This is a genomic window from Cyclobacterium sp. 10D3-21, from assembly GCF_055809755.1.
In genome coordinates, this window is the sequence record NZ_CM147924.1 from 2216887 (window position 1) to 2242305 (window position 25419).

Here is a 25419-nt window from a genome sequence, read left to right on the forward strand (position 1 = left end):
ATAAATCCATGAAAAAATCAACCATTATTATTCTTGGGATTATAGCATTGCTTGTAGCAGGTTATTTTATTGCAAAGCCCATGCTTAAGAACAAACAACTTGAGTATACCTATACCACTATAAAAACTGGAGAATTGGAAAACATAGTGTCCAGCACAGGAACGCTGGAAGCTATTAATACGGTTGAAGTCGGTACACAACTTTCTGGCACCATCTCAAAGATTTATGTGGATTATAACGATGAGGTTTTTGCAGGTCAACTTTTAGCCGAAATGGATTTAAGGCTACTTCAAACCAATTTACTTACAGCCCAAGCTAATTTGGCAGTCAATGAGGCACGTTTTAATCAGGCCGAGGTAGATTTTGAAAGGAGTGAAAAGTTGTTTGAAGAAAAGGTTATTTCAGAGCAACAATACACCAATTCTAAATTCGCATATGAACAAGCCTTGAGTAGTAAAAAAGCATCGGAAGCAACTGTGAAAAACATTGAAGTGAGTATGAGCTATGCGCGAATTACATCACCCATAAATGGGACAATTACCGAAAGATCCGTAGAGGAAGGACAGACGGTGGCTGCCAGTTTCGCCACTCCCAAAATGTTCCTCATTGCTGAAGATCTTTCAAAAATGCAAATTTTGGCAGATGTAGATGAAAGTGATATTGGCTATATTAAAGATAGTATGCATGTTCGTTTTTCGGTACAAACTTTTCCTGAAAAAGAATTTTACGGTAGTGTAAGTCAAATTCGTTTGCAGCCCATTAAAATTAATAATGTGGTAAATTATCAAGTAGTTGTAGATGTTGACAATGATAAAGGATTTTTAATGCCCGGAATGACAACAAGCTTGGAATTTGTTGTAAATACGGCTAAAGATGTGTTGATAATCAACAATTCAGCCTTACGATTAAGGCCTAATGAAGCCATGTTGAAAGAGATAAAGCCAATGCTTATTGAAAAAGCCAGGGAATTTTTACCTGATTCATTGCACCAAAAATTCAATGAGGCTATTAATAATGAAGAATTGTACAGCCCAGCCAACTTTAAAAAGGAATTACCATCAGGATTCGATGGATTCTTTTATAAAGATGAAAATGAAAATTTAAAATTTCAATTTATAGAAACAGGCATAAAGTCTGGTTTAGAATCTGAAATTAAAAGATTTCTTGGGGGCACAGCGTTAAAAGATGGAGATAAAGCCATCAATAGTATTAAGTCGAAGGAATAGAATGGAAGCAAAAAAAGTAATAGAAATTAAAAAATTAAGTCGTGTTTTCAAAAATGGAGACATAGAAGTTCATGCCTTAACGGATGTTGATTTATTGATAAAAGAAGGAGAATTTGTAGCTATTATGGGTTCGTCTGGTTCTGGAAAATCGACTTTATTACATATTATAGGATGTTTAGATAGGCCAACATCTGGGGAATATGATCTGGATGGTGTTAAAGTAAATGGACTAAATAAAAATCAATTGGCAGACATTAGAAATCAAAAAATAGGCTTCATTTTTCAAAGTTACAACCTGTTGTCTAGAACAACTGCTCTTGAAAATGTGGAATTGCCCTTGGTGTATGATAGAACTGGACGCTTTTCAAATATTACTGAACTTGCAAAAAAGGCATTGGAGAATGTAGGATTGGCTGATCGTATTTACCATAAAACCAACGAACTTTCTGGAGGACAACAACAGCGCGTAACCATTGCCAGAGCTTTGGTGAACAATCCAGCGCTTATTCTTGCAGATGAACCCACAGGAAATCTTGACACCAAAAACAGCATTGAAATTGCAGACCTTTTCGTTAAACTAAATGATCAAGGTAAAACCATAGTAATGATTACTCATGAGGAGGAAATTGCAAAGTTTGCTAAACGGATGCTCTATTTAAGAGATGGTCGCATTCTTACGGATGAAATTATTAACAACCGAAGTACAAAAGCAAGTGCACTAAAGGAACTAACCGAGCACGCATAATGAAACAGCTTTTAAGAATATTCAAAGTAGCTTTTCAGGCCATCAATAAAAACCGGAGCAGGAGCTTTCTCACCATGATTGGGATTATTATTGGTGTTGCGGCTGTGATTATGACGATTTCTGCGGGAGAGGGTGCTGCAAAACAGGTAAGTGATCAAATATCTGGTTTGGGCTCTAATTTAATAATGATTAGTACAAAATCTGAACGACGAGCTGGAATAAATGTAAGAATGGGAAGACCTTTAGACAAAAGGGATTATGATATTTTGAAAAACAGCTCTGTTTGGATGCCGGAATTATCTCCTTTGGTGGGTATTGGTGGTCAGGTTATTGGTCCAGATGGAAATCGATCAAGCACCGTTTACGGAGTTTCGGAAGAATATTTCAATATTTTGAGCAGGGACATTGCTCTTGGCGAAGTTTTTACAGGAGAAGATGTAAAGACAGCCAATAAAGTTTGTGTAATAGGCGAAACTATTCGAGAAGAACTTTTTTCAGGTCGTGATCCTATTGGAAGTCAAATTAGGATTAATAAAGTGCCTTTTACCGTTGTTGGTCTTTTAACAGAACAAGGACAAGGTGCTATGGGACAAGATCAGGATGATATAATTATTGCACCCTATACCACAATTCAAAACCGGTTGTATGGCAGTTCTGAATACAATATGATTATGGCAAGTGCTTCCAGTGAAAATGCCATTGACGATGCCAAACTTGAGGCCACATTGCTATTAAGAGAAGCGCACAGACTTTTGCCAGATCAGGAAGATGATTTTGAAATTACTACTCAAATAGAAATTCAGGAAATTACAGGCAGTGTAATGAATATCTTAACTATTTTGCTTGGGGCTATTGGTAGTATTTCTCTCATAGTAGGTGGTGTAGGCATAATGAACATTATGCTGGTGTCTGTAACAGAACGTACACGTGAAATTGGAACACGACTGGCCATAGGGGCAAGGGAAAGTGATATATTAACTCAATTTTTAATAGAGGCCATTGCTCTAAGTTTAGTAGGGGGTGCTATTGGGGTGGTTTTAGGAATTATAGGTAACCAATTGATCTATAAATTAACAGGTTTTGCTATTCCTACATCTGTGTCTGCAATTTTAATTGGATTTGGTTTTTCTGTTTTTGTTGGTGTGGCCTTTGGTTTTTTTCCTGCCAGAAAAGCTGCGAAATTGAACCCCATAGATGCTATTCGATATGAGTAGACCCTTGGTTTGGGATTGAAAGTCTATTCTATATGTCTGGGAGCCGCAAAATAAGACTTTCAAAAGAAACGGGTTGGATCTACTAAGAAAAAAATGCGTTTAAACCCTGGTTATGTAATAGTATTCGTCATGCCTGCCCCGTGTTTCTAGGGCCATACGTTAATCGAAAGAAAATCATACTGTTTGGTGAATCAGGCATAGCAGTGCTATGGCTATACGGGAATTGTAAATGAGAAGCTGATTTTGATTGATTCAATGGCCTTCCAGTAGGTTTAAAACAAATTTTGAGGGAATAGAATTTTTATCATCCATTTAGTGCAAGCCTGCTCAAATTGGAGTCATAATATTTCTTAGTTTTGATAAAATTAAAAAAATGAACAAAGCCATCTACATCGCCACTACAGAGCCCAACAGTGGCAAGTCTATTGTCTCTCTGGGATTGATGCAATCGCTATTGGGAAAGGCAGCAAAAGTAGGCTATTATCGGCCTATTATTGATGACTTCAAGCCTGGGAAAATAGACAACCATATTAACACAATCTCAACCTATTTCAATTTAGATATAAAATTTGAAGACGCATATGCTTTTAGCCGAAGCGAGGTGATTCGGAAAAAAAATGAAAACAAAGATGACGAAATCATCAGTCAAATTATTAAAAAGTACAAAGCCCTTGAAGACCGTTTTGATTTTATTTTGATTGAAGGTACCAGCTTTTCAGGGGAAGGATCCATCATGGAATTTGATATTAATGTGCTTTTGGCCAAAAATCTGGGCGTTCCTGCGATTATTCTGGGCAGTGGCATTGGTAAATCATTGAATGAACTTGTTGGGAACTTGCAAATGGCCTTTGATTCATACAGAGATAAAGGTGTTGAGGTTTTATGTGTTATCGCCAATAAAGTAGAGCCAAAAAATCAAGATTTAGTAGTTTCTGAATTGGAGAAATACTTGCCTCCTGAAATAATTGTAAATGCTATTCCACTCAACCCGGATCTGGCCTATCCGTCCATGAAAGAAATCGTGGATACTTTAGATGCGAAGGTGCTCTTTGGAGAAGCTTATATTAACAACCAGGCGGGGAGTTTTAGCGTGGGCGCCATGCAACTGCACAACTACCTCCTTTACCTGAAAGAAAATGCCTTGGTTATTACACCAGGAGATAGAGCCGATATTATTTTAGGGGCTTTGCAGGCAAACATTTCAAATAATTATCCTTCTATATCAGGTATAGTACTTACAGCTGGTCTTGTGCCTGAAGATTCAATTATTAAACTCATTGAAGGGCTTTCAAACATTGTTCCGATAATTTCAGTAAAAGGAGGGACATTTTCTGTTACCAATAAACTTGGAAATATAAAATCACAGATTTATGCCGAGAACACCGAAAAGATAACTACCTCCATTAAGGATTTTGAAAACAATGTAAATGTAGAAGAATTGGTCGAACGTCTTATTACGTTCAAAACAAAAGGAATTACCCCTAGAATGTTCCTCTATAACTTATTTCAAAAAGCAAAATCGGATAAAAAGCATATTGTGCTGCCTGAGGGATTGGATGAACGCATTTTAAGGGCTACAAAACGCTTGGTTGACCTGGACGTGGTAAGCATTACATTACTTGGAGATAAAAAACAAATCGAGGATAAATTGGCTATACTCGGGATTGTACTTGATGTCAATAAGATTAACGTGATAAATCCCATTCATTCTGTTCATTTTGAAGCCTATTCAGAATCCCTTTATAAACTTCGAAAACATAAAAATATTGACCTTGAAATGGCCAAACATTTAATGGAAGATGTTTCCTATTTTGGGACAATGATGGTTTATAAAGGGGATGCTGATGGCATGGTTTCCGGGGCCATAAATACCACACAGCATACGATTCTTCCAGCACTTCAATTTATAAAGACTAAGCCTGAAACTTCCATCGTTTCTTCCGTATTTTTTATGCTTCTGGAAGATCGCGTTTCTGTGTATGGTGATTGTGCTATTAATCCCAATCCTACCTCAGAACAATTGGCTGATATCGCTATTTCCTCTGCAGCTACGAGTTTAGCCTTTGAAATTGAACCTAAAATTGCAATGTTGTCATATTCTTCGGGAACTTCAGGGGTAGGGGCAGATGTGGAAAGAGTGCGAAAAGCAACCGAAATTGTAAGGGGTAAAAGACCTGATCTAAAAGTAGAGGGCCCGATCCAATACGATGCTGCAGTGGACATTGCCGTAGGCAAAAGCAAAATGCCAAACTCTGAAGTTGCAGGACAAGCCAATGTATTTATTTTCCCAGATCTTAATACAGGGAATAATACTTATAAAGCAGTGCAGCGAGAAACCAAAGCAATGGCAATTGGGCCGATAATCCAAGGGTTAAATAAACCAATAAACGATTTAAGCCGAGGCTGTACCATTGACGATATCTTTAATACGGTGATAGTTACTGCAATTCAAGCGCAAGATATTTAAACCAAAAGACCTATGAATATATTGATAATCAATTCTGGAAGTTCTTCTATAAAATTTCAATTAATAGAAATGCCTTCAGAAACATTGATTTGTAGTGGTATGGTAGAGCGTCTTGGTCATCAAGATGCTGTTCTAATTTATAATACAAATACGGTTAACCTTCAGCAGAAAGATCACATTGAGACACACAACCAGGGATTGCATAAAATTTTAACATTATTGCTTGATTCTAATAATGGAGTAATTGAAAATACAAACGAAATTGAAGTAGTTGGGCACCGCATTGTGCACGGAGGAAATTTTTTTTCAAACCCTACTTTGATCACTGCCAAAGTAAAGCAAGAAATCTTATCGGTGGCTACATTGGCACCACTGCATAACCCCAATAATCTTGAAGGGATTCTTATAGCAGAACAGCTTTTTCCTTTGGCCAAACAAGTTGCCGTTTTCGATACTGCTTTTCATCAAACTATCCCGGAAAAGGCCAAAAAGTATGCAATTCCTAAAAAATTTTACGAAAAACATGGTATTCAGGTGTATGGTTTCCATGGCACGAGCCACCAATTTGTTTCTCAAAAAGCCATTGAATATTTAGGTCTCAAAAAATCTAAAATCATATCTATTCATTTGGGCAATGGTTGCAGCATGACCGCGATTATGGATGGCAAGAGTATAGACCATAGCCTGGGGTTTACACCTTCCAATGGTTTAATAATGGGATCCAGGAGTGGAGATATAGATCACGCAATTGTTTTCTATTTGGTCAATGATTTGGGCTACAGCTTGGATGAGGTCAAAGATTTGCTGACAAATAAAAGTGGAATGTTGGGTCTAACAGGGTACCTTGATTTAAGGGATGTTGAAGCTGAAGCTGAAAAAGGCAATAGCAACTGTAAGCTCGCTTTAGAAATGAATGCCTATCGCATTAAAAAATATATTGGTGCTTATGTTGCTGCTATGAACGGGTTGGATGCCATTGTTTTCACTGCTGGAATTGGAGAAAATTCTAGTAGGTTAAGAAAACTTGTGTGTACGGGCATGGATTTCTTCGGAATTAATTTGGATGAAGCTAAAAATGAATCAAAGGCTAAAAATTTAATGGAAATTAACAGCCCTTCTTCCCAAGTAAAAATATTGGTTATCCCTACAAATGAAGAACTAGAGATTGCCAAACAAGCTTTTCAATTATTACATTAATTCCTGTAATCTCTAGCTGCTACTGTAGGTCGTGGATTTGTCCTTTTTCACATTGGTTTCAGTGTAGTAATTTTTGCTATTCTCACTTTCTTGGCATTTCACACTAACTTATTTTTTCCTGTGCGATTTTTTTTAAAAACTTTACCAGCAAATTGATTTTAATTTTCATGATGTTGTATCGTAAGAGAGAATAATCAAAGGGTTGCAATTATAGGCGTTGAAATTGTGGTTTTACGGCCTATTCGTTTAGTCCTTAATGGCTCTAAGGAAAAAAAAGCTTAATAATATTTAGAATGCTTGGGCGCAAAGTTACCCTACCCATTGTAGTAAAATATATGGAAAGGAAAGCCGATTCCTTTGTACTGATTTGAAGTATAAAATTTGAGCCAAATTTTTACTTTGTTCTATGTTTAAAAATTTTTTGAACAAATAACATGGTAGCTCGAAAATGAAAAAAACCCTGCTAATTATAAAATTAACAGGGTTCTCAAATGGAATAGTATTCCATTTTGGTGATCCCGCTGGGGTTCGAACCCAGGACCCTAACATTAAAAGTGTTATGCTCTACCAGCTGAGCTACAGAATCGGCAATAAATTCAAAAGCAATTTTTTACCCTTGACACTTTTGGAAAATTTAACATTGTGATCCTGTCAGGACTCGAACCTGAAACCTACTGCTTAGAAGGCAGTTGCTCTATCCAGTTGAGCTACAGGACCTTTTTTTGTTAAAAAGAAACAGGCTTTTCAGCCTGTTTCTCTGTGCTTTTTCAAAAGCTTGTGCAAATGTAAGGTAGTTTTTTCTAAATGCAAACAGTTATTCAAAAATACTTTTCATTTCCTCAAAATGATTGGTGATCTTTGTAAAAAAAAAACCACCCATGGTTCCGGAGCATTTGACATCTATTGATGATTTTTATATTAAAACCTTAAGCGAGATCACGCTTAAAAAGGTACTTTTCTGCAAGCCTGACACTCCAGTCTTCAAGGCGGCTCAAATCATGAGGGACGAAAAGTCCAGCTGTTTGTTTGTGGGGAACAATTTAGACGAGATTCAAGGAGTGATCACTGACATCACTTTACGTGACAATGTGATGGCAATTGAAGGGTCGCTACATAGTCCAATAAAAGAGATCATGGATACCAGATTGGTGTCGATCTCTAAAGATTCATTGGTATATGAGGCGCTGTTGCTTATGTTTAGGACCAAAACCCGCTATTTATTGGTGGAAGATGCGGGACATTTCATAGGTGTTACTAGTCGAAATAAAATTTTAACTGTTCAGTCACTTTCGCCCTTTGTGTTTATTCAGTCAGTGAAACAAGCACTTGATGAAGCGGAACTGAAATCAAAATGGGAGCAGGTACCAGGAATGGTAGAACAGATGATTCAAAGGGGTGTAAGGGCAGAGATAATAAACCAGGTTATCTCAGCGATAGCTGATATCATTACCTTGAGGGTAATTGAGCAAGTCATAAAGAAAAAGGGGCAGCCTCCCGCTAATTTTGTTTTCTTTGTTTTGGGTAGCGAAGGCAGAAAGGAACAAACACTTAAAACAGACCAGGACAATGCAATCATTTATGAAGACAAAGCCAATGAACATAGGGAATTTGTACGCGATTACTTTCTGGATTTTGCCAAGACTGTTTCAGACCACTTAAATGAGATAGGTTTTGATTATTGTAAGGGAGGATTTATGGCAAGTAATCCTAAATGGACGCATTCTTTGTCTCACTGGAAGAAAAATTATGCAGCCTGGTTTCAGGAGTCCTCCATGGAAACAGTATTGAGTTATGGTACTTTCTTTGATTGTAGACCCATTTATGGAGATTTTTCGCTGTTGGAAAGCTTGAAATCATTTATGGATGAGCAGTTAAATTTTCCTCTTGAGCGGTTTTTCTTTAATATGGCACAAAATGCACTTCAATATGATACCCAGTTGACCTGGTTGAAGAATATAAAAACTTTTAAAGTAGAGCAGGAGGAGGTTTTCGATATAAAGCGTGCAATGACACCTATGGTAAACGCCATGAGACTTTATGCCTTAGCCAACAGCGTTTTTGAAACCAATACGGGGAAAAGGTTAAAGATTTTGACTGAGCTTAAAGTTTTTAGTCCCAGAGAATCCAAAGAGTTGTATCAGGGATACTATTACCTAATGGGGCTTCGCTTGGAAAAACAGGCAGGAGCGATTATCAATGAAGGAAATCCACCATTAAATTATATAAAAATAAGCCAACTTACCCAGGTTCAGATGGTTACTATCAAAGAAATATTTAAAGTAATCAGGGACCTTCAACTAAAACTCAAAATAAAATTCACTAAATCATTTTAATAAGGATTTTGCGAAAGCATTTACTGGCCCTTCTTGAGAAGTAATTTCACAATCGAATAGGTGTCTTTTTGCCTACTACCTATTGTCTAAACAGTGATTATTGCGCTGAAATTGAAGTTGTTTCAGCCCCCTGTATTAATAGCTTTTGCAGGTTTAGGAGTGAAGGAAAAGTTGATACTGCTACTGGTAGGATGTGTTTTTAATAGCAATTGAATGGCTACAGGAAAGGGGCAATAATTAATGAATTTAGGTTAAGAAAGCATACTTATTTAAACATTTTATCAATAGGGTCGTTCCTAGGGGTATCACATTTTTATGGAAAACAAAAACCATTCATTCGGTAAAGCCCCAATCGGTAAACTATTGCTTCAACAAGCACTCCCCGCAGCTGTAGGGATCTTGGTATTGTCTATTTACGGAATCGTTGACACCATTTTTGTAGGGAGATACGTAGGTTCATTGGGGATAGCCACTGTGACAGTAGTTTTGCCAATTTCTTTTTTAATTGCAAGCATTGGCATGTCTATAGGGGTAGGAGGGGCTTCGATTATTTCGCGGGCTTTTGGAGATTCAGACAATGAAAAGGCCTTCAATACTTTTGGCAATCAAATAGGGCTTACCTTAACACTGGCGCTATTGTTTGTCGTCTTGGGTTATATTTTTTCTGAAGAAGTTTTAATGTTATTTGGAGGGAAAGGAGATGTACTAGAGCCGGCAAAAGATTATTTTAGTATCATTCTAATAGGAATACCATTTATGGCTTGGGCCATGATGTGTAATAATGTGATACGAGCAGAAGGATATCCCAAAGTAGCCATGTATATTTTAATCGTTCCGGCGGTTTTTAATATTATCCTGGACCCAATTTTTATCGTGTGGTTTGATATGGGACTAAAAGGTGCCGCCTGGGCTACTTCAATATCGTATGTCGCTAGTGCAGCTTATTCGCTATGGTTTTTTGTATTTGGGAAGTCCACCATGAAGATGAGCTTTAAGTGGATCAAACCAAACTTGAAAATATCCACTGAGATTGCTTCCCTGGGTGCGGTAACATTAGCCCGACAAGGAACTGTTAGTATTTTGGCCATTGTTTTAAACAATGAGCTTTTCAAATATGGAGGTGAGATGGGGCTGTCCATGTATGGGGTAATAAGCAGGGTAATGATGTTTGCCAATTTCCCCGTTTTAGGGATTACACAAGGGTTTGTTCCTATCGCAGGCTATAACCACGGAGCAAAATTGCAAAACCGTGTTCATTCTGTCATTAGACTGGCCCTTAGGTCTTCTACCATGGTAGCTTTTTTTATTTTCATTCTAATTTTTATTTTTACAGGTCCCTTAGTAGCTGTATTTACAGCAGATCAAAATTTAATTAACGAAAGTATTCCGGCCATGAGAAAATCCTTCTTGGCCACCCCACTGCTTGCATTCAGCCTAATTGGGAGTGCCTATTTTCAATCCGTTGGAAAAGCCAAACCAGCCTTATTACTAGCCCTTAGTAAACAAGGGATATTTCTTATTCCTTTGGTGATAATAATGCCAGCCTTCTTTGGGTTGGAAGGTATTTGGTATTCCTTTCCCTTAGCGGATACAGGTGCGGCCATCATTTCTTATTATTTCCTTAAGAAAGAAACCAAAGCCCTTTAGCTTTATTTGGTTTTGTGATAGAGGAAGGAAGCAAGAACAGGGTAGTGATCAGATAGGATATCTGGAATCCCCTTATTGAATATTTTTGCTTCCAGCAGTGAGGGTTCCAGGTTGGTGCTTACTAGAATATAATCTATTCTATTCTTATAGTTTTCAAAATCTGGCTTGGATATGTCTTTTCCCACCATTGGTGTTGGGAATGTTTTTTTCTCCTCATTAGATAAGCGTTTCTGTACTATGTCTATCAATGGAAGGGAAAGAAATCTTGAAATTACGCTGTAATCTACTGTGCCATCCCGTAACGTTTGATAAGCATTAGGGCCATTTTGAACAATCCTTAAGCTGTCTGAAAGCTGACTTCTTTTTAATGAAAATGGATTGTCAGAATCAAATTTTGCATCAAAAGGGGAATGGGAATTTAAATCTCCAAGTACCATTAACTGATTGTCTGGATTATTGAAGAGGCTATTTTCAGTGTAATTGCAGATTGTTTCAGCCTCTCTTCTTCTAAATTTCCAATCGTGTGGACTTAAATGGAGAACTATAAAATCAATTCCATAGGTTTCCGCATGTAGCATTCCATGCCAAAGCCCACCCAGCATTTTTGTTTTTAAATGGATGGGTTCCTTTGAGGTGATGCCTATTGGGTAGCCGTTTTCTTTTAGCAATACCGAATATCCATGGCCGATTTCATTAGCCCACGACTTTAAATCTTCGGCGGTGAAATCGTTGAGTTCTTGAAAACCAATGACATCTGCATCTACTTCTTTCAGCCATGCAGTCATTTTTTTCTTCCTTTCAATATCTTTACCCCAGTCAAAACCATTCCAGATATTGTAAGTAAGTACTTTGAGCGTGTCATTTTGAGCAATAAGTGAATGAGATGAAAGGCAGAAAAAGAGGAAGAAGGAAAATAGCGTAATTGAATTGTAGCGCATTGTATTGGAGATTAATGAGGGGACTTATTTTTTGAGAGAAAAATTCAAACTTTGTTTTGTCACCTACAATTTAATAGTTATTTATATTTTAAGAATAAAAATAGGGGATTTCCTTCTACACTCTTTAAAGTTATTGTTTTAAAACTTCAGGATTTAAATGCCTTGTTTTTTTTATGTGTTTTTTTAATAATACAATCTATATTCAAAGTAAAAACAAAGGTTTGGTTCATTAGTTTAAAGTATATCATTACATTTAGTAGAATATTTCTCTTTTTGATTCATAAAGTAGTTATTAAAGTTTAGTAATTTGTGGTCTTTCATAGATAGCAGCAATAGGTTAATGACAGAAAATGGTTTTTATTTAAAGCATTCGTATGAGAGCAAGCTTTAAAATTTCACTTATATATATTTTAGCAGGAACCATCTGGATTATCTGGAGTAATGAATTTGCTGAATTCTTTTTTGCCAATTATTCTAAGGAAACCATTGACTTGGTTAAATCTTTGGACGGTGTGTTATATGTACTGCTAACAGGGGTTCTTTTGTATTTCCTAATTCTAAAACAATACAGATTTCTGGGAGATAAGGTAAAGGAACTTGAGAAAGTAAACCAAATCCTTGAAGAAGAGCGTATCAATTCCGACCATGCCAAAAAACAATTGGATCAGTTTATTCTCGTTGCTGCATTTGACCTGGCAGACCCTGTCAGGCAAAGTCATGGGTTTTTAGAACTTTTTATCCGAAAAAACAAAGAAAAATTACCCCAAAACTCTATAGATTTTCTGCAACTTACTTTGGATAATTTCTTGAAAATTAAGGCGGTAATAAGTGATCTTGTCACATTTTCGCAACTGTCGGAAAACCTAAATAAGCAGGAATTAGTAAAATTGGAAGAAGTTTTTGAAAAAGTTGTTCATTTAAATTCAAAAAAGCTAAAGGAGGGTAGTATAAAATTAAAAATTGAACCTATGCTTGAAGTGAAGGGGGAATACAAGCAGCTCATACAATTATTTGACCAGTTGATAGCCAATGCCATCAAATTTCAAGATGCAAGCAGACCATTGAGTATCGAAATTTCTTCTTCAGTATCGGATGATTATTGTACCGTGGAAGTTAGGGATAATGGAAGGGGGATACCTGCTGAAAATCTGGAGAGTGTTTTTTATATTTTAAAACGATATGATTATGGATTTATAAAACGTGGATCGGGCATGGGGTTGGCAATATGTAGAAGGATTGTAGAAAGTTCAGGAGGCAAGATTTGGGTTGAATCTACATTGGGAATGGGAAGTGTGTTTTATGTAAAACTAAAAAAATAATTTTTTTTCTTTTTCTTATTGAAGCTTAAGGAGAAAGCGAATAAATTTAGGCACCGTAATAAATGACTCCGGAAGATGCAGTATGGGATTTTTGGCTTGAGGTTATGGGCCACCTGATTTTTAATGACTTAACCTGTGAACTGTCCAAAATAGATTTTTAATTTTTTCTAACAAAAACCACCTTTATAGCCGTGGAGGTGCTTAATTTTAACTATCTTAGGTAGGTAGTTTTCCTATCACAATTTAAAATAGGTCTTTAGGATATTGGATTTCCTAGGAATAAAAATCCTTTTGTTTTCTCATAAATAAATTGAAAAAATTTACAAACATCCGATTGTACTGTGTCATGAGATAAAAATAATGTACTTTTGATTTTGGTTCTGGAAAGGTTTTTTTTAAAATCAGGGATATTGCTTCAGATTTACCTTATTTGTTTTTCTAGGGAGACCAATTAATTTTATATATGGATAGGTTAAATATACTTTTAGTTGAAGACAATGAAGGAGATGTCTTCTTAATTTCAGAGGCACTGGAGGAATTAAACTTACCTTTACAGATTAGCTTTGCAAAAGATGGTAGAGAGGCAATAGAGTTTTTAAATACCTGTCACGAATATGGTAGCAATCCAACACCAGATTTGGTATTACTGGACATAAATCTTCCTTTCAAAAATGGACTAGAAGTTTTGAAATTTATCAAAGAGTCGGATAGTTTACGGCGATTACCAGTTATAATGTTAACTACCTCCTCCAATCAAAAAGACATTAATGAATCCTACACCAATCACGCCAATAGTTATATTGTTAAGCCTTTTGGGTCTGGAGGGTATCATGAAATCCTGCATAAGGTCCAACTATTTTGGTTGTCACTTGTTGAATTGCCTTCGAAAATATAGCTAAATGAGTTCAGAAAATGAAGCATTGAATTTTTTAATTATTGAAGACAATGCGGGAGACTATGTTTTGGTTTCCGAATCGATAGAAGAAAAATTCCCATTTGCGAAAATCGAGTGGGCAAAGAACTATAAATCAGCCGTGGAAACCATTCCCAATGGTTACGATATCATTTTACTTGATTTAAGTTTAGATGGTATTGGAGGTGAAGAACTAATTAAAGATATTAGAAAGAAAGCTTCCAAAACCCCTATTGTGGTATTGACAGGATATCCCAATAAAGAATTTGCTGTGAAAACGATTGGTCTGGGTGTGTCAGACTACCTGATAAAGGATGAATTACAACCTGAAATTTTATTCAAAAGCATTACTTACAGTATTGAAAGGAAAAAGGTATTCAACAAACTAGAGGAATCAGAACGTAGGTACAAGGAACTTTTCCAATTAAATCCCATGCCAATGTGGGTGATGGATCAAAGTACCAATAGATTTTTAAAGGTTAATGATGCGGCAGTTAAAAGCTATGGTTTTTCGCAGGAGGAATTTCTGGAGATGAAGATCGCTGATATTCAGATTGGTAATGTAGATTTAATTACGGGTTTATCTAAAGTAGAGAAGGGAGATTTACAAAGTGAAAAAATAGCGGATAAATTTCTACATAAAAAGAAGAATGGAGAGATTATTACTGTCGAGACAAGTGTAACTACCATTAATTATGATGGGGAAAAGGTGAAGCTTGTCTTGTCCACTGATGTGACACATAAATATGCCTATCTAAAGACTATAGAGAAGCAAAACAAAAAGTTAAAAGAAATTTCCTGGGTACAATCCCATGTGATTCGCGCCCCTCTTGCAAGACTTATGGGACTTGTTCACCTGCTTCAAATATTGGTAGGTAATCTGACTGATGAGCAAAAAAAGATTTTAATCCATATTAACGATTCTGCTGAAGAACTGGACGAAGTGATTAGAGACATTAATAACAAGGCTAAGAAAGTTGAAAATATTGACTCTTAGGGCATTGTCTATAATTTTTTAGCAAACACAAAGTCGTCCATAATATAGCCCTGGCCTATTGGAATGGTTTCGGCTTTTACCTTTTCAAACCCCCGCCTTTTATAGAAATTTATTGCAGATGAATTGTATTTATTTACATTCAAAGTCAGCTTTTCAAACCCCTTGGATCTCCCGTACGCTTCCAAATTATTTAGTAAATCTTTACCTACACCTTTTCCCTGTGCAGTAGGAAGAATATATAGTTTATGAATTTTAATTTGCGATTCAGTTGGCAGTCGGGGCTCATAGGCCATGAAGCCTAGAAATAGTTGCTCTATTTCAGCGATCCAGAAAATAATTTTACCACTTTCTATTTGAGAGGTGAGTTCTTGGGTATTGTACATCAATCTCATCATGTAATCCAATTGAGGTTGATTCAATATGCCTTCAAAGGCCACTGGCCAGGTGGCATTGGCTATTCTTTGAATGTGTGGGATATGCTGTACCGTCGCTTGGTGAATTATGGACATTTTTGATTTAGTTTATACGGATATTTAAAATAATTTGAAGACCAACTCGGTATTGCTTATTGTCCAGACACTTGAAGCAAATATAGCAAAGATTGATTCATTTTGAAGAGATCCTATTTTGGAATAGGAAAGTTTTTGGACAATCTGAAATTAAAAAATCCCTCCTTAAAAAGTTATTTAGGAGGGATTGTAACCATTAAATATTGGTATCACTTTTAGTGTCGCTATAAATTAAAGCCTCTTAATTTCACCTGAGTTAGCTTTCTTTTGGTGTCAAGAGGGAAGTCTCCTTTCATCATCCAGTCATAATAACCAGGCTCTTCTTTTAATACTTGAGCTATAGGTTTTCCTTTCTGTTTACCAAAGTTAAAGCATTCTTCGCCTTTATCATTAAATACAAACCTACCAGCAAGATCTACCATTTTCTCATTGATCAGGTTATGAATTTTCTTCATGTCATTTTCCATAACACCAATTTTATTGCCCTGCAGGTCCTCAAGTTCTTCGCCCATGTATCTTTCGATTTGAGATTTGAAAACCTCGTAGGTTGCAATGGTGTCCGCCTCTGCACTATGTGCATTCTCTAATGTCTTACCACAATAAAATTTGTAGGCAGAAGAAAGATTTCTTTTCTCCATCATAAAAAAGATTTTTTGTGCATCCAAAAGGTTTCTTTTTTCAATGTCAAAATCTATTCCGGCTCTCAAAAATTCTTCAACCAATAAAGGGATGTCATATTTTAAGACATTGAAACCAGCCAAATCTGTACCTTCAAAAAAGCGGAACAATTCCCTGGCGACATCCTTAAAAGTAGGCGAATCAACCACATCCTTGTCATATATCCCATGTATAAGTGAAGTCTCCAACGGGATAGGGACGGTTGGATTGATTTTCATTGTTTTTATTTCCTGTGTTGAATCAGGGAGTATTTTTAAAATTGAAATTTCAACAATCCTATCCGTAGAAATGTTAATTCCTGTTGCTTCAAGATCAAAAAATGCAATGGGAGTTTTGATATTCAAATCCATTTTAATTATTATATTTAGTATTGAGAAAAATTATTTAAAATAAAAATGTAAGGGAAAACCACTGTTCTATGCAGTAGATCACATATATTGTATTGGTAAATCTTCCCTGGGTAATTATCGGCACAAAGATAGTGATTTTTTAAGAATTTAGGTTTCTGTTTTTTTTATCGGTGGCTATTAAAACTTCTGTTTTTATGCCTTCTTATAATTTACAGAAAATTATTATTACCTTATCTAAAGCTTTGACCTTCAAATCATCTAGGTGAGTTGGGTAGAAAACAAAATAAAATTGTTTTAACAGCTCATCATGGATTTTTTTGGATTTTTAATCCGGTTTACTTCTCGTATGAGAAAACGCAGACTGGCCAGCTTGATGCGCTAGTAGGCGGTACAATTGTGAAAGATCGCTATATGTTTTACTTTGCGTGGTGCGCAGAACCTTTCACCAAAGCTGAAAGCATCTTATTTTCTATGGGCTTTCCACTTTTAAGGAAGGCTTGTGTCACACCTAAATATTGAGGGTGTGAATAAAGCTTAGTTGAACTACATTTCAAAAAACGCACTTATATAATTATGGAATAAATATTGCTGTTTTCAGATAGAGCAATGTCGAAAGTAGTAAGAATTATTTTCTGAAAATTTTCACGAGAAAGGAATACCATTATGCTTAATTGGTTGTTTAAGTAGAGGTTAGAGAAATGTGGATAAGATAGTGCATAAAATGTTTAAAACCTTTGATTTTAATAGGGTACTTTTGTTAATATGTCAGACAATAACAGCAATAGACCAGAACGCAAAGTAAATAATAGAAGGCGGCCAAATGAATCGTTTTCTGCTTTGGGGAAATTGCCTCCTCAAGCCATTGATGTAGAAGAGGCTGTATTAGGCGCCTTGATGCTAGAAAAGGATGCCCTGACTACTGTTGTGGACATATTGTCTCCTAACAGCTTTTATAAGGATGCACATAGCTTGATCTATGAGGCAGTTCTTGATCTATTTAACGCTGGTGAGCCGATTGATTTACTTACGGTTGTTAATCAACTCAGGAAAAATGGGAGCTTAGACCTGGCTGGAGGAGTCATGTTCATAACTGAGCTCACTTCCAAGGTATCCTCTGCCTCCAATATTGAATATCATGCGAGAATCATCACTGAACAAGCGATGAAGCGTGATATGATTAAAATTTCTTCGGAAATTCAAAAAGAAGCATATGAAGATACAACAGATGTCTTTGAATTACTGGACAAGATGGAACAGTCCCTATTCGAGATCTCTGAAAACAATATCAAGAAAAATTATGTAGACATGCGTTCAATTATGCGGGAGGCCATAACTGAACTTGAAGGTAAAAAAGGACAAAAAGATGGGCTTACTGGTGTACCATCAGGGTTTACGGCACTGGATAGAGTAACTTCCGGTTGGCAAAAATCCGACCTTGTAATTATTGCTGCCCGGCCTGCAATGGGGAAAACAGCATTTGTGCTTTCAGTACTCCGAAATGCTGCTGTAGACCATGACAGACCAGTAGCCATTTTCTCCCTTGAAATGTCCGCTATTCAGTTGGTCAATCGATTGATTAGCTCGGAGGCTGAATTGGATTCGGAAAAAATAAAAAAAGGAAATCTTGCCGATTATGAATGGCAACAATTAATACACAAAACAGGTAAGCTTACATCCGCACCATTTTTTGTGGATGATACACCCGCTTTATCCATTCTGGAATTAAGGGCCAAATGTCGTAGGCTAAAGGCTCAGAATGACATTCAAATGATAGTTATAGATTATCTCCAATTGATGTCTGGTGACAGTAAAGGGGGCGGGGGTAACCGTGAACAGGAAATTTCAAGTATCTCCAGGGCCTTGAAACAAATAGCCAAAGAGTTGAGCGTGCCGGTAATAGCACTTTCACAATTGTCTAGAGCAGTAGAAACAAGGGGAGGCGACAAAAGACCTCAACTGTCGGATCTTAGGGAGTCTGGAGCCATAGAGCAAGATGCAGATATTGTAATGTTCCTGTATCGTCCAGAGTATTATGGTATTACTGAAGATGAAGACGGGAATAATACTGCAGGTGTAGGAGAAGTAATTATTGCCAAACATAGGAATGGATCACTTGAAAATGTGAAACTGAGGTTTATTGGTAAATACACCAAATTTACTGATTTGGAAATGAATGTGCCTTACCAACAGCCGCAGGAAGCACTTTATGGGAGTCGCTTTCCCAGTAATGCCACTGGGAAAGGTTTCGATGATGAAGGTATGGTAAGAATGGGCAGTAAAGCAAATGGCGATCAAGGAGGAGAAAATCCTTTTCCAGGTGGAAATGAACCGGCACCATTTTAACCGAATGGGGTAAGTAAAATTCTTAAAGAAGTTATTTTAAGGGTTTTTGTAAAGTATAAGGTTTAATCATTTTCAAATTGAAAATTTAGATAAGCATTTTCCAATTCCTTTTTAGCATGTAAATTGTTTTGAGTTTTGGCCAATTCTATGCCTTCAGTAAAGATTTTATCCGTTTTTTGCAAATGTTCCTCATTTGCAAAAAACAATGCAGCATGATAATAAGTAGGTAGATAGTCTTTATGTTCTATTAATAGTTTGTTAAAATAAAAAGAAGCCTTTTCTTTGTCTAGATTTTGGTATTCCAAAGCCAAAGCATAAAGGTTAAAAGGGTCGTTGGGTTCTTTTTCTATATAATTCAGGAGTTCTTTTACCCTGTCAAGATGTTTCATGCTCGTGGAATTAAGTTGCTTAATCGTTTTATTTTAATGACAAATTTAAATAAAAATTCATGAAAATATTGGTTTGTATCACACATGTACCTGATACCACTTCAAAGATTCAATTTACAGATAACAATACCCAGTTAGACAAAAATGGAGTTCAATTCATTATAGGCCCATATGACGATTATGCGTTGGCACGGGCTGTGGAGTTAAAAGCTGAAAGTAATGGGAGCATCACGGTACTTAATGTAGGTGAAGCAGAAACAGAGCCTACCCTTCGAAAGGCGTTGGCAATTGGTGCAGATGAAGCCGTGAGAATAAATGCATTTCCTAAAGATGCCAATTTTGTGGCCAGGCAAATCGCGGATTTCTCAAAGGACAGTGGTTATGATTTAATCCTTATGGGAAGAGAATCCATTGATTTTAATGGCGGGATGGTTCACGGAATGGTAGGCGAATTACTTGGTATACCTTCCTTATCACCTGTGATGAAATTGGAAATTGAAGGAAATAAAGGCAAATTATCGAGGGAAATAGAAGGCGGTAAAGAATTTATCGAGGTAGATCTTCCCTTTGTTGCTGGTTGTCAAGAGCCCATTGCGGAATGGAAAATCCCTAATATGCGTGGAATAATGTCTGCCAGAACAAAGCCTCTTACAGTGAAAGAACCTGTGGATGTTTTGGCTCAAACTGATGTTAAATCCTACGAGCTACCACCAGCAAAAGGAGCAGTTAAACTTGTTGAAAATGTAGATCAACTGGTAGATTTATTGAAAAATGATGCCAAAATTCTTTAAACAAAATTAGCATGTCAATATTAGTATATATAGAACAAGATCAAGGCAAAATCAAAAGTTCTTCACTAGAGGCTGTATCCTATGCCGCAGGACTTGCCGGAATGCAAGGAGCAAAGGTCAGTGTATTAGGCCTGGGATCTATTGGAAGCGAAGCCTGGGATCAGGTTGGACTTGCCGGAGCCAATGCCATCTTTCATTTTGAAGACAAGCGTTTGGATCAAGGCGTAATACTGGCGCATGCCGATGCCATTGCGCAGGTATTTGATAAAGTTGGCGCTTCTACACTTGTGTTGGCCAAATCTTCACTGGGAGATGCAGTTGCTGCAAGGTTGGCCATTAAATTGGAAGCAGGACTTGTGTCCAATGTGGTTGGTTTACCTGACTTGAGCAATGGGTTTGTGGTAAGGCGAAGCATTTTTACTGGAAAGGCTTTTGCAGAAACAGCTATAACTGCAGACAAGAAAATTCTGGCTGTTAAAAAGAATGTCTATCCAATCAAGACAGATGGCGAAGCGATAAAGGTAGAATCCTTGGATTTGACCATTGCAGATGAAAAATTTGTAGCCAAAATAACTGGAGCAGAAAAGGCTGAAGGAGAAATATTACTACCGGAAGCAGATATAGTTGTATCAGGAGGAAGAGGGCTCAAAGGACCTGAAAACTGGGGTATGATTGAAGAACTAGCAGATAGTTTACATGCTGCAAAAGGTTGTTCTAAACCAGTTTCTGATTTAGGCTGGCGTCCGCATCATGAACATGTAGGACAAACCGGTGTAAAAGTGGCGCCTACCTTGTATATTGCCATAGCGATATCAGGAGCCATTCAACACCTTGCAGGAGTAAATGCTTCGAAGTATATTGTAGTCATAAATAATGATCCGGATGCACCCTTTTTTAAAGCAGCAGATTACGGGATCGTAGGTGATGCTTTTGATGTGGTTCCTAAATTGACACAAGCAATTAAAGCATTAAAATAATTAATCGTGGACAATACAGTTGAGTTAGAAATTTTGGGGCTATCTTCCAATAGCACACAATCTGGTTCCTTTACCCTGGTTTTGGGTGAATCGGAAGGTAAACGTAAGTTGCCAATAGTTATTGGAATGTTTGAAGCTCAGGCCATAGCTATTGAAATAGAGAAAATTATTCCAAACAGGCCAATGACACATGACCTGTTTAAATCATTTTCTTCTAATTTTGAGTTTTCAATAGATCATATACTGATTTCAGATATGAGAGAAGGAGTTTTTTATGCCAAAATCATGTGCCAAAATTCCTTCAAGAAGGTAGAAATCGATGCCAGGCCATCAGATGCTATAGCCATCGCAGTTAGATTTGATGCGCCGATCTATTGTGCCAATTCAGTAATGTCGGAAGCCGCCATTGAGTTTACAGAGGAGGATGAGAAAAGAGAACAGGAGGCTTCAGATATAGCTAAATCGGGGAAAGGGAAATCTTCCGGGCGTAGTAAGTCTCCGGAAGCCTCACTCAAGGATTTTAGTCTGGACAAACTCAATCAAATGCTAGACAAGGCCATTGGAAATGAAGATTATGAAAAGGCTGCCAGGTTAAGGGATGAAATCAATCGGAGAAATTGAAAAGGCCTTTTTCTGTCTAAACAATATCATTTTGATTTGGGCTTTTCAATTTATAAAAGAAGGATTATTGAATAAGTATACTTTAAATCCATACGGGAAATTTAAACGTTAATTATTTAGAGTAACTAGTTTATTGCATGGTGATAACATTCAAAATGGTTCCTATTATAAAATCTAGGATATAAAATATACATGCATAAATGGACTATTTAAGAGGATTTTTTGGGATCTTGGTACTGGTGATTTTTGCCACTATTTTTTCGTCAAATAGGAAACAGATTGACTGGAGACTGGTAGGGATAGGCATCCTGCTACAGGCCATTTTTGGTGTTTTAATTACTAAAGTTGGTTTTGTTGCAGGTGTTTTTGAGCAAATTAGTGCTGGATTTGTTAAATTTCTGAGTTTTTCTGAAGCTGGAGCCCAATTTATATTCGGAGATCTGGCAACCAATTCCTTTGGCTTTATTTTCGCCTTTCAAGTGTTGCCGACAATTATCTTTTTTTCCACCGTTTCCGCAGGTTTATATTATTTAGGGGTTTTACAAAAGGTAGTATTTGGTATTGCATGGATAATGTCAAGAACCATGAGGCTTTCAGGCCCTGAAAGCTTGTCGGCTGCCGGAAATATTTTTTTGGGACAGACTGAAGCACCATTGCTGGTAAAACCATTTATTCCCAGGATGTCAAGGTCTGAACTAATGTGCTTGATGACTGGGGGAATGGCGACTATAGCTGGGGGAGTTTTGGCAGGATATGTAGCCTTTTTAGGAGGGGATGACCCGGTTGAAAAAACACGATTTGCCACTTACCTATTGGGGGCAAGCATAATGAACGCACCTGCAGCAATAGTAATTTCGAAGATCATTATTCCTGAAGAAAAGAATCGAAAAATAGATGAGCATTTGGATATAAGTGGCGAGGTGCCAGATGTAAACTTAATAGATGCGATGTCCAGAGGAGCTTCTGAAGGGCTTAAACTTGCCTTAAATGTGGGGGCAATGTTATTGGCTTTTATCGCTGTAATAGCAGCAGTAAATTTTTTATTGTCGGGGATTATCGGTGAATTTCTTGGTTTAAATTCACTTGTGATAAGTAGCACCAAGGGTACATTTTCAGGCTTTTCATTAGAGTACCTATTGGGGCAGGTTTTTCGGATTTTTGCCTGGGTAATAGGGGTTGAGTGGAAAGATACGCTTGCTGTGGGATCGTTGTTAGGCCAAAAAACGGTAATTAATGAGTTTGTAGCTTATTTGGGTTTGGCGGACATGAAAGATGCCGGCACGCTTTCCCCAAAATCAATCGTTATCGCTACTTACGCCCTTTGCGGTTTTTCTAACTTTAGCTCAATCGCCATTCAAGTAGGAGGGATAGGTAGTATAGCACCCGGGCAACAGGGGGATTTATCAAAATTAGGCATGCGTGCATTGTTAGCTGCTACAATAGCCTGCTTAATGACAGCCACCATTGCCGGGGCACTTTTTTAAACGTTCTGCTTAAATCAGACTTGAGGCTTGTGAGAATTATTCGTTGATCACAATTTTGATGATTTTATCCCCTTGTTTGATCTGATCAATAAGATCTAATCCTTCAGTCACTTTTCCAAAACAGGTATGATTTCTATCTAAGTGTTGTGTGTTTTCTCTGTTGTGACAGATGAAAAACTGAGAACCACCCGTATTTCTACCTGCATGGGCCATAGAAAGAACTCCTTTGTCATGATATTGTAGTTCACCGTCCAACTCACAATCAATAGTGTAACCAGGGCCTCCAGTACCATTGCCTTTAGGACATCCACCTTGAATCATAAAGTTTGGAATAACACGGTGAAAGCTAAGCCCATCGTAAAATCCTTTGTTAGCCAAATCAATAAAATTTGCCACTGCCTTAGGTGCGTCCTGATCGTAAAATTCAACTTTCAGAATGCCCTTATCTGTATGAATTTCTCCTGTTTTCATAAAGCTATAGTTTGTTTTTTTGCAATAATACAGAAATTATGGTAGTATCATGCAATCTTTCGGCCCATAAGCCTTAAAGGAATAAAATTTTATTACGTTTTTAAATGATTCGCTTTTGAAAAAAGATGACCAATTTTTAGGTAAGCACAATGCTCCTAAGGCAAATTTGGAGATTACAGGTCCACAATTATTTGGACACCCTAAAGGTTTAATGACGCTTTTCTTTACTGAAATGTGGGAAAGATTCAGTTATTATGGAATGCGGGCCTTGCTTATATTGTTTATGACGGCCCCTTTAGCCACTGGAGGTCTTGGTTTTGACGACCAGACTTCAGGTGCAATTTATGGGCTATATTCCATGTTTGTTTACCTCCTGGCATTGCCTGGGGGTTGGATTGCAGATCGAATTATAGGTCTTAAAAAGTCTGTTTGGTATGGAGGGATTATCATCACCCTAGGACATTTTACCATGGCCTTACCTGGGTTATTGGCTTTGATTTCAGGCAATCATGGTCCCAAGGAAGAACTCTCAGGTGTAGATCTTTATTCTTTTTTTCTGGGGCTAATTTTAATTGTTTTAGGGACAGGCCTCCTTAAGCCCAATATAAGTTCTATTGTAGGACAGTTGTATCCTGAAAATAGCTCAAAAAGAGATGCAGGATTTTCCATCTTTTATATGGGGATTAATGTAGGCGCCTTCTTGGCTCCAATTGCATGCAGTACATTGGCCATCTATGATTGGCACCTGGGATTTGGATTGGCTGGATTTGGTATGCTTATGGGGCTGATTCAATATAAGCTGACAGGTAAATATCTAAACGGGGTAGGAGATCCGGTTTTGCCTGCAAATGAAAGAGAAAGCCAGTACCGAATTAACTTAATTAGAGGGGTATGGGTGACATTGGTGGTAATAGGTATTATTATTTCTCTCTTTTTTCTAGGGATTTTCTCCATTGACCCCGTGGCAATAGCAGCTATATCCAATACACTTATTGCCATTGTAGCATTGCTTTTCTTTTTGTACGTTTTGTTTTTAGGCGGTCTAACCCAGGACGAAAAGAAAAAAGTGGTTGTGGTGATGATTTTATTTGTTTTCTCATCAATTTTTTGGTCGGGATTTGAACAAGCTGGATCCTCATTAAATTTATTCGCTGATAGATTCACCGATAGGAAAGTTTTGGGGTGGGAGATTCCAGCAGGGTACTTTCAATCCATCAATAGCATTTTCATAATCTTGTTTGCACCTTTTTTCGGTGCCATGTGGGTTGCACTCGCAAAAAGAAACCTAGAACCAAGCTCACCGCTTAAATTTGCTTTTGGATTAGTCTTACTAGGTGTAGGATTTTTGGTCATGTATTTTGCTGCTAAAATCGCTGCCTCTGGTGATTTGGCGGCTCCATCCTGGCTGGTAATCACTTATCTTTTCCATACCTTCGGAGAGCTTAGTCTGAGTCCTGTTGGATTAAGTTTAACCACCAAGTTGGCGCCTAAGAAATTTGTTGGGCAAATGATGGGGATGTGGTTTTTGTCCATTGCCATGGGCAGCCTTATTGCAGGGAGGGTTGCAGGAGGTGTTAGTGGAGGCACTACTGAAGCTTTATCCCAAATGCCTAATCAGTATTTGCTGATTGTTTATATTGTGGTAGGGGCGGGTATTGTGTTGATGACCGTAGCCAAACCTATACGGAAATTAATGGGGAAAGTACATTGACCTTGTAAATTCCATATAGGACTAAGGAAGCCAAAACCTTGTGTAAATGGGGGAGAGGTTAAATCTTTTGGCTTTGAAATCGAAAAAAATGATTTCGTT

At 37.3% G+C, this 25419-nt stretch carries 20 protein-coding genes, 2 tRNA genes and 1 pseudogene; 16 read left to right on the plus strand and 7 right to left on the minus strand.

Translation table 11 applies throughout. The features are described 5' to 3' along the window. Positions 1-8: 8 nt before the first annotated feature. The 5 genes and pseudogenes from AC0L7T_RS09000 to AC0L7T_RS09020 all read left to right on the plus strand — a co-directional run bounded on the left by AC0L7T_RS09000 (position 9) and on the right by AC0L7T_RS09020 (position 6849). A complete protein-coding gene (locus tag AC0L7T_RS09000; RefSeq protein ID WP_473342227.1) occupies positions 9-1226 on the plus strand; it encodes an efflux RND transporter periplasmic adaptor subunit in 1218 nt (405 codons plus the stop codon). Between the two features lie 124 nt (positions 1227-1350). Further along, positions 1351-1782, plus strand: a pseudogene (locus AC0L7T_RS09005) (ABC transporter ATP-binding protein); the annotation flags it as partial. A 188-nt stretch (positions 1783-1970) separates the two neighbouring features. Further along, on the plus strand, positions 1971-3185 hold the full coding sequence (locus AC0L7T_RS09010) for an ABC transporter permease (protein WP_473342229.1): 1215 nt from the start codon (positions 1971-1973) through the stop codon (positions 3183-3185). A gap of 373 nt (positions 3186-3558) precedes the next feature. After that, positions 3559-5652, plus strand: coding sequence for a phosphate acetyltransferase (pta, locus tag AC0L7T_RS09015; protein ID WP_473342230.1), 2094 nt, complete (start codon positions 3559-3561; stop codon positions 5650-5652). A 12-nt stretch (positions 5653-5664) separates the two neighbouring features. Beyond that, positions 5665-6849, plus strand: a complete 1185-nt coding sequence (locus AC0L7T_RS09020; protein WP_473342231.1) for an acetate/propionate family kinase — start codon at positions 5665-5667, stop codon at positions 6847-6849. A gap of 510 nt (positions 6850-7359) precedes the next feature. On the opposite strand, the gene AC0L7T_RS09025 is transcribed toward AC0L7T_RS09020, so the two are convergent. Beyond that, positions 7360-7435, minus strand: a tRNA-Lys gene (locus tag AC0L7T_RS09025). Between the two features lie 57 nt (positions 7436-7492). Then, positions 7493-7566, minus strand: a tRNA-Arg gene (locus tag AC0L7T_RS09030). Positions 7567-7727: 161 nt separating this feature from the next. Between AC0L7T_RS09030 and AC0L7T_RS09035 the strand changes: the two genes are divergently transcribed. Together AC0L7T_RS09035 and AC0L7T_RS09040 are read left to right on the plus strand one after the other, a co-directional pair. After that, positions 7728-9182, plus strand: coding sequence for a DUF294 nucleotidyltransferase-like domain-containing protein (locus AC0L7T_RS09035; protein ID WP_473342233.1), 1455 nt, complete (start codon positions 7728-7730; stop codon positions 9180-9182). Positions 9183-9497: 315 nt separating this feature from the next. After that, positions 9498-10829 (plus strand): MATE family efflux transporter, encoded by a 1332-nt coding sequence (locus tag AC0L7T_RS09040; RefSeq protein ID WP_473342234.1) that lies wholly within the window; start codon positions 9498-9500, stop codon positions 10827-10829. Between the two features lie 2 nt (positions 10830-10831). Here the strand turns inward: AC0L7T_RS09040 and AC0L7T_RS09045 are convergent, their stop codons facing one another. After that, entirely contained in the window at positions 10832-11767 is a 936-nt protein-coding gene (locus tag AC0L7T_RS09045) for an endonuclease/exonuclease/phosphatase family protein (RefSeq protein WP_473342235.1), read from the minus strand. A gap of 374 nt (positions 11768-12141) precedes the next feature. Here AC0L7T_RS09045 and AC0L7T_RS09050 point away from each other — a divergent pair, with 374 nt between their 5' ends. From AC0L7T_RS09050 to AC0L7T_RS09060, 3 genes are all read left to right on the plus strand, one after another. Continuing rightward, entirely contained in the window at positions 12142-13086 is a 945-nt protein-coding gene (locus AC0L7T_RS09050; protein ID WP_473342236.1) for a sensor histidine kinase, read from the plus strand. A 463-nt stretch (positions 13087-13549) separates the two neighbouring features. Then, positions 13550-13981, plus strand: a complete 432-nt coding sequence (locus AC0L7T_RS09055; RefSeq protein ID WP_473342237.1) for a response regulator — start codon at positions 13550-13552, stop codon at positions 13979-13981. A gap of 4 nt (positions 13982-13985) precedes the next feature. Next, a complete protein-coding gene (locus AC0L7T_RS09060; RefSeq protein ID WP_473342238.1) occupies positions 13986-14996 on the plus strand; it encodes a response regulator in 1011 nt (336 codons plus the stop codon). Between the two features lie 8 nt (positions 14997-15004). Here the strand turns inward: AC0L7T_RS09060 and AC0L7T_RS09065 are convergent, their stop codons facing one another. Then, positions 15005-15505, minus strand: coding sequence for a GNAT family N-acetyltransferase (locus AC0L7T_RS09065; protein WP_473342239.1), 501 nt, complete (start codon positions 15503-15505; stop codon positions 15005-15007). Positions 15506-15729: 224 nt separating this feature from the next. After that, positions 15730-16533, minus strand: coding sequence for an exonuclease domain-containing protein (locus AC0L7T_RS09070; RefSeq protein ID WP_473342240.1), 804 nt, complete (start codon positions 16531-16533; stop codon positions 15730-15732). A gap of 762 nt (positions 16534-17295) precedes the next feature. Between AC0L7T_RS09070 and dnaB the strand changes: the two genes are divergently transcribed. Next, complete coding sequence (gene dnaB / locus AC0L7T_RS09075) at positions 17296-18876, plus strand: replicative DNA helicase (protein WP_473342241.1); 1581 nt, start codon at positions 17296-17298, stop codon at positions 18874-18876. Between the two features lie 62 nt (positions 18877-18938). Here dnaB and AC0L7T_RS09080 read toward each other — a convergent pair whose 3' ends face one another. Next, entirely contained in the window at positions 18939-19265 is a 327-nt protein-coding gene (locus AC0L7T_RS09080; RefSeq protein ID WP_473342242.1) for a tetratricopeptide repeat protein, read from the minus strand. A gap of 59 nt (positions 19266-19324) precedes the next feature. Between AC0L7T_RS09080 and AC0L7T_RS09085 the strand changes: the two genes are divergently transcribed. The 4 genes from AC0L7T_RS09085 (at position 19325) to AC0L7T_RS09100 (ending at position 23138) form a co-directional block, all read left to right on the plus strand. Further along, positions 19325-20056 carry an electron transfer flavoprotein subunit beta/FixA family protein gene (locus tag AC0L7T_RS09085; protein ID WP_473342243.1) on the plus strand — a complete coding sequence of 244 codons (732 nt, stop codon included), beginning with the start codon at positions 19325-19327 and terminating at the stop codon, positions 20054-20056. Positions 20057-20067: 11 nt separating this feature from the next. Beyond that, positions 20068-21033 carry an electron transfer flavoprotein subunit alpha/FixB family protein gene (locus AC0L7T_RS09090; protein ID WP_473342244.1) on the plus strand — a complete coding sequence of 322 codons (966 nt, stop codon included), beginning with the start codon at positions 20068-20070 and terminating at the stop codon, positions 21031-21033. 6 nt (positions 21034-21039) lie between these two features. Next, the gene (locus AC0L7T_RS09095) at positions 21040-21654 is read left to right on the plus strand and encodes a bifunctional nuclease family protein (protein WP_473342245.1); all 615 of its coding nucleotides are present in this window, start codon (positions 21040-21042) and stop codon (positions 21652-21654) included. A 200-nt stretch (positions 21655-21854) separates the two neighbouring features. After that, the gene (locus AC0L7T_RS09100; protein WP_473342246.1) at positions 21855-23138 is read left to right on the plus strand and encodes a NupC/NupG family nucleoside CNT transporter; all 1284 of its coding nucleotides are present in this window, start codon (positions 21855-21857) and stop codon (positions 23136-23138) included. Between the two features lie 36 nt (positions 23139-23174). Here the strand turns inward: AC0L7T_RS09100 and AC0L7T_RS09105 are convergent, their stop codons facing one another. Continuing rightward, entirely contained in the window at positions 23175-23609 is a 435-nt protein-coding gene (locus tag AC0L7T_RS09105; protein WP_473342247.1) for a peptidylprolyl isomerase, read from the minus strand. A 211-nt stretch (positions 23610-23820) separates the two neighbouring features. Between AC0L7T_RS09105 and AC0L7T_RS09110 the strand changes: the two genes are divergently transcribed. Continuing rightward, on the plus strand, positions 23821-25320 hold the full coding sequence (locus tag AC0L7T_RS09110; protein WP_473343360.1) for a peptide MFS transporter: 1500 nt from the start codon (positions 23821-23823) through the stop codon (positions 25318-25320). Positions 25321-25419 lie beyond the last annotated feature (99 nt).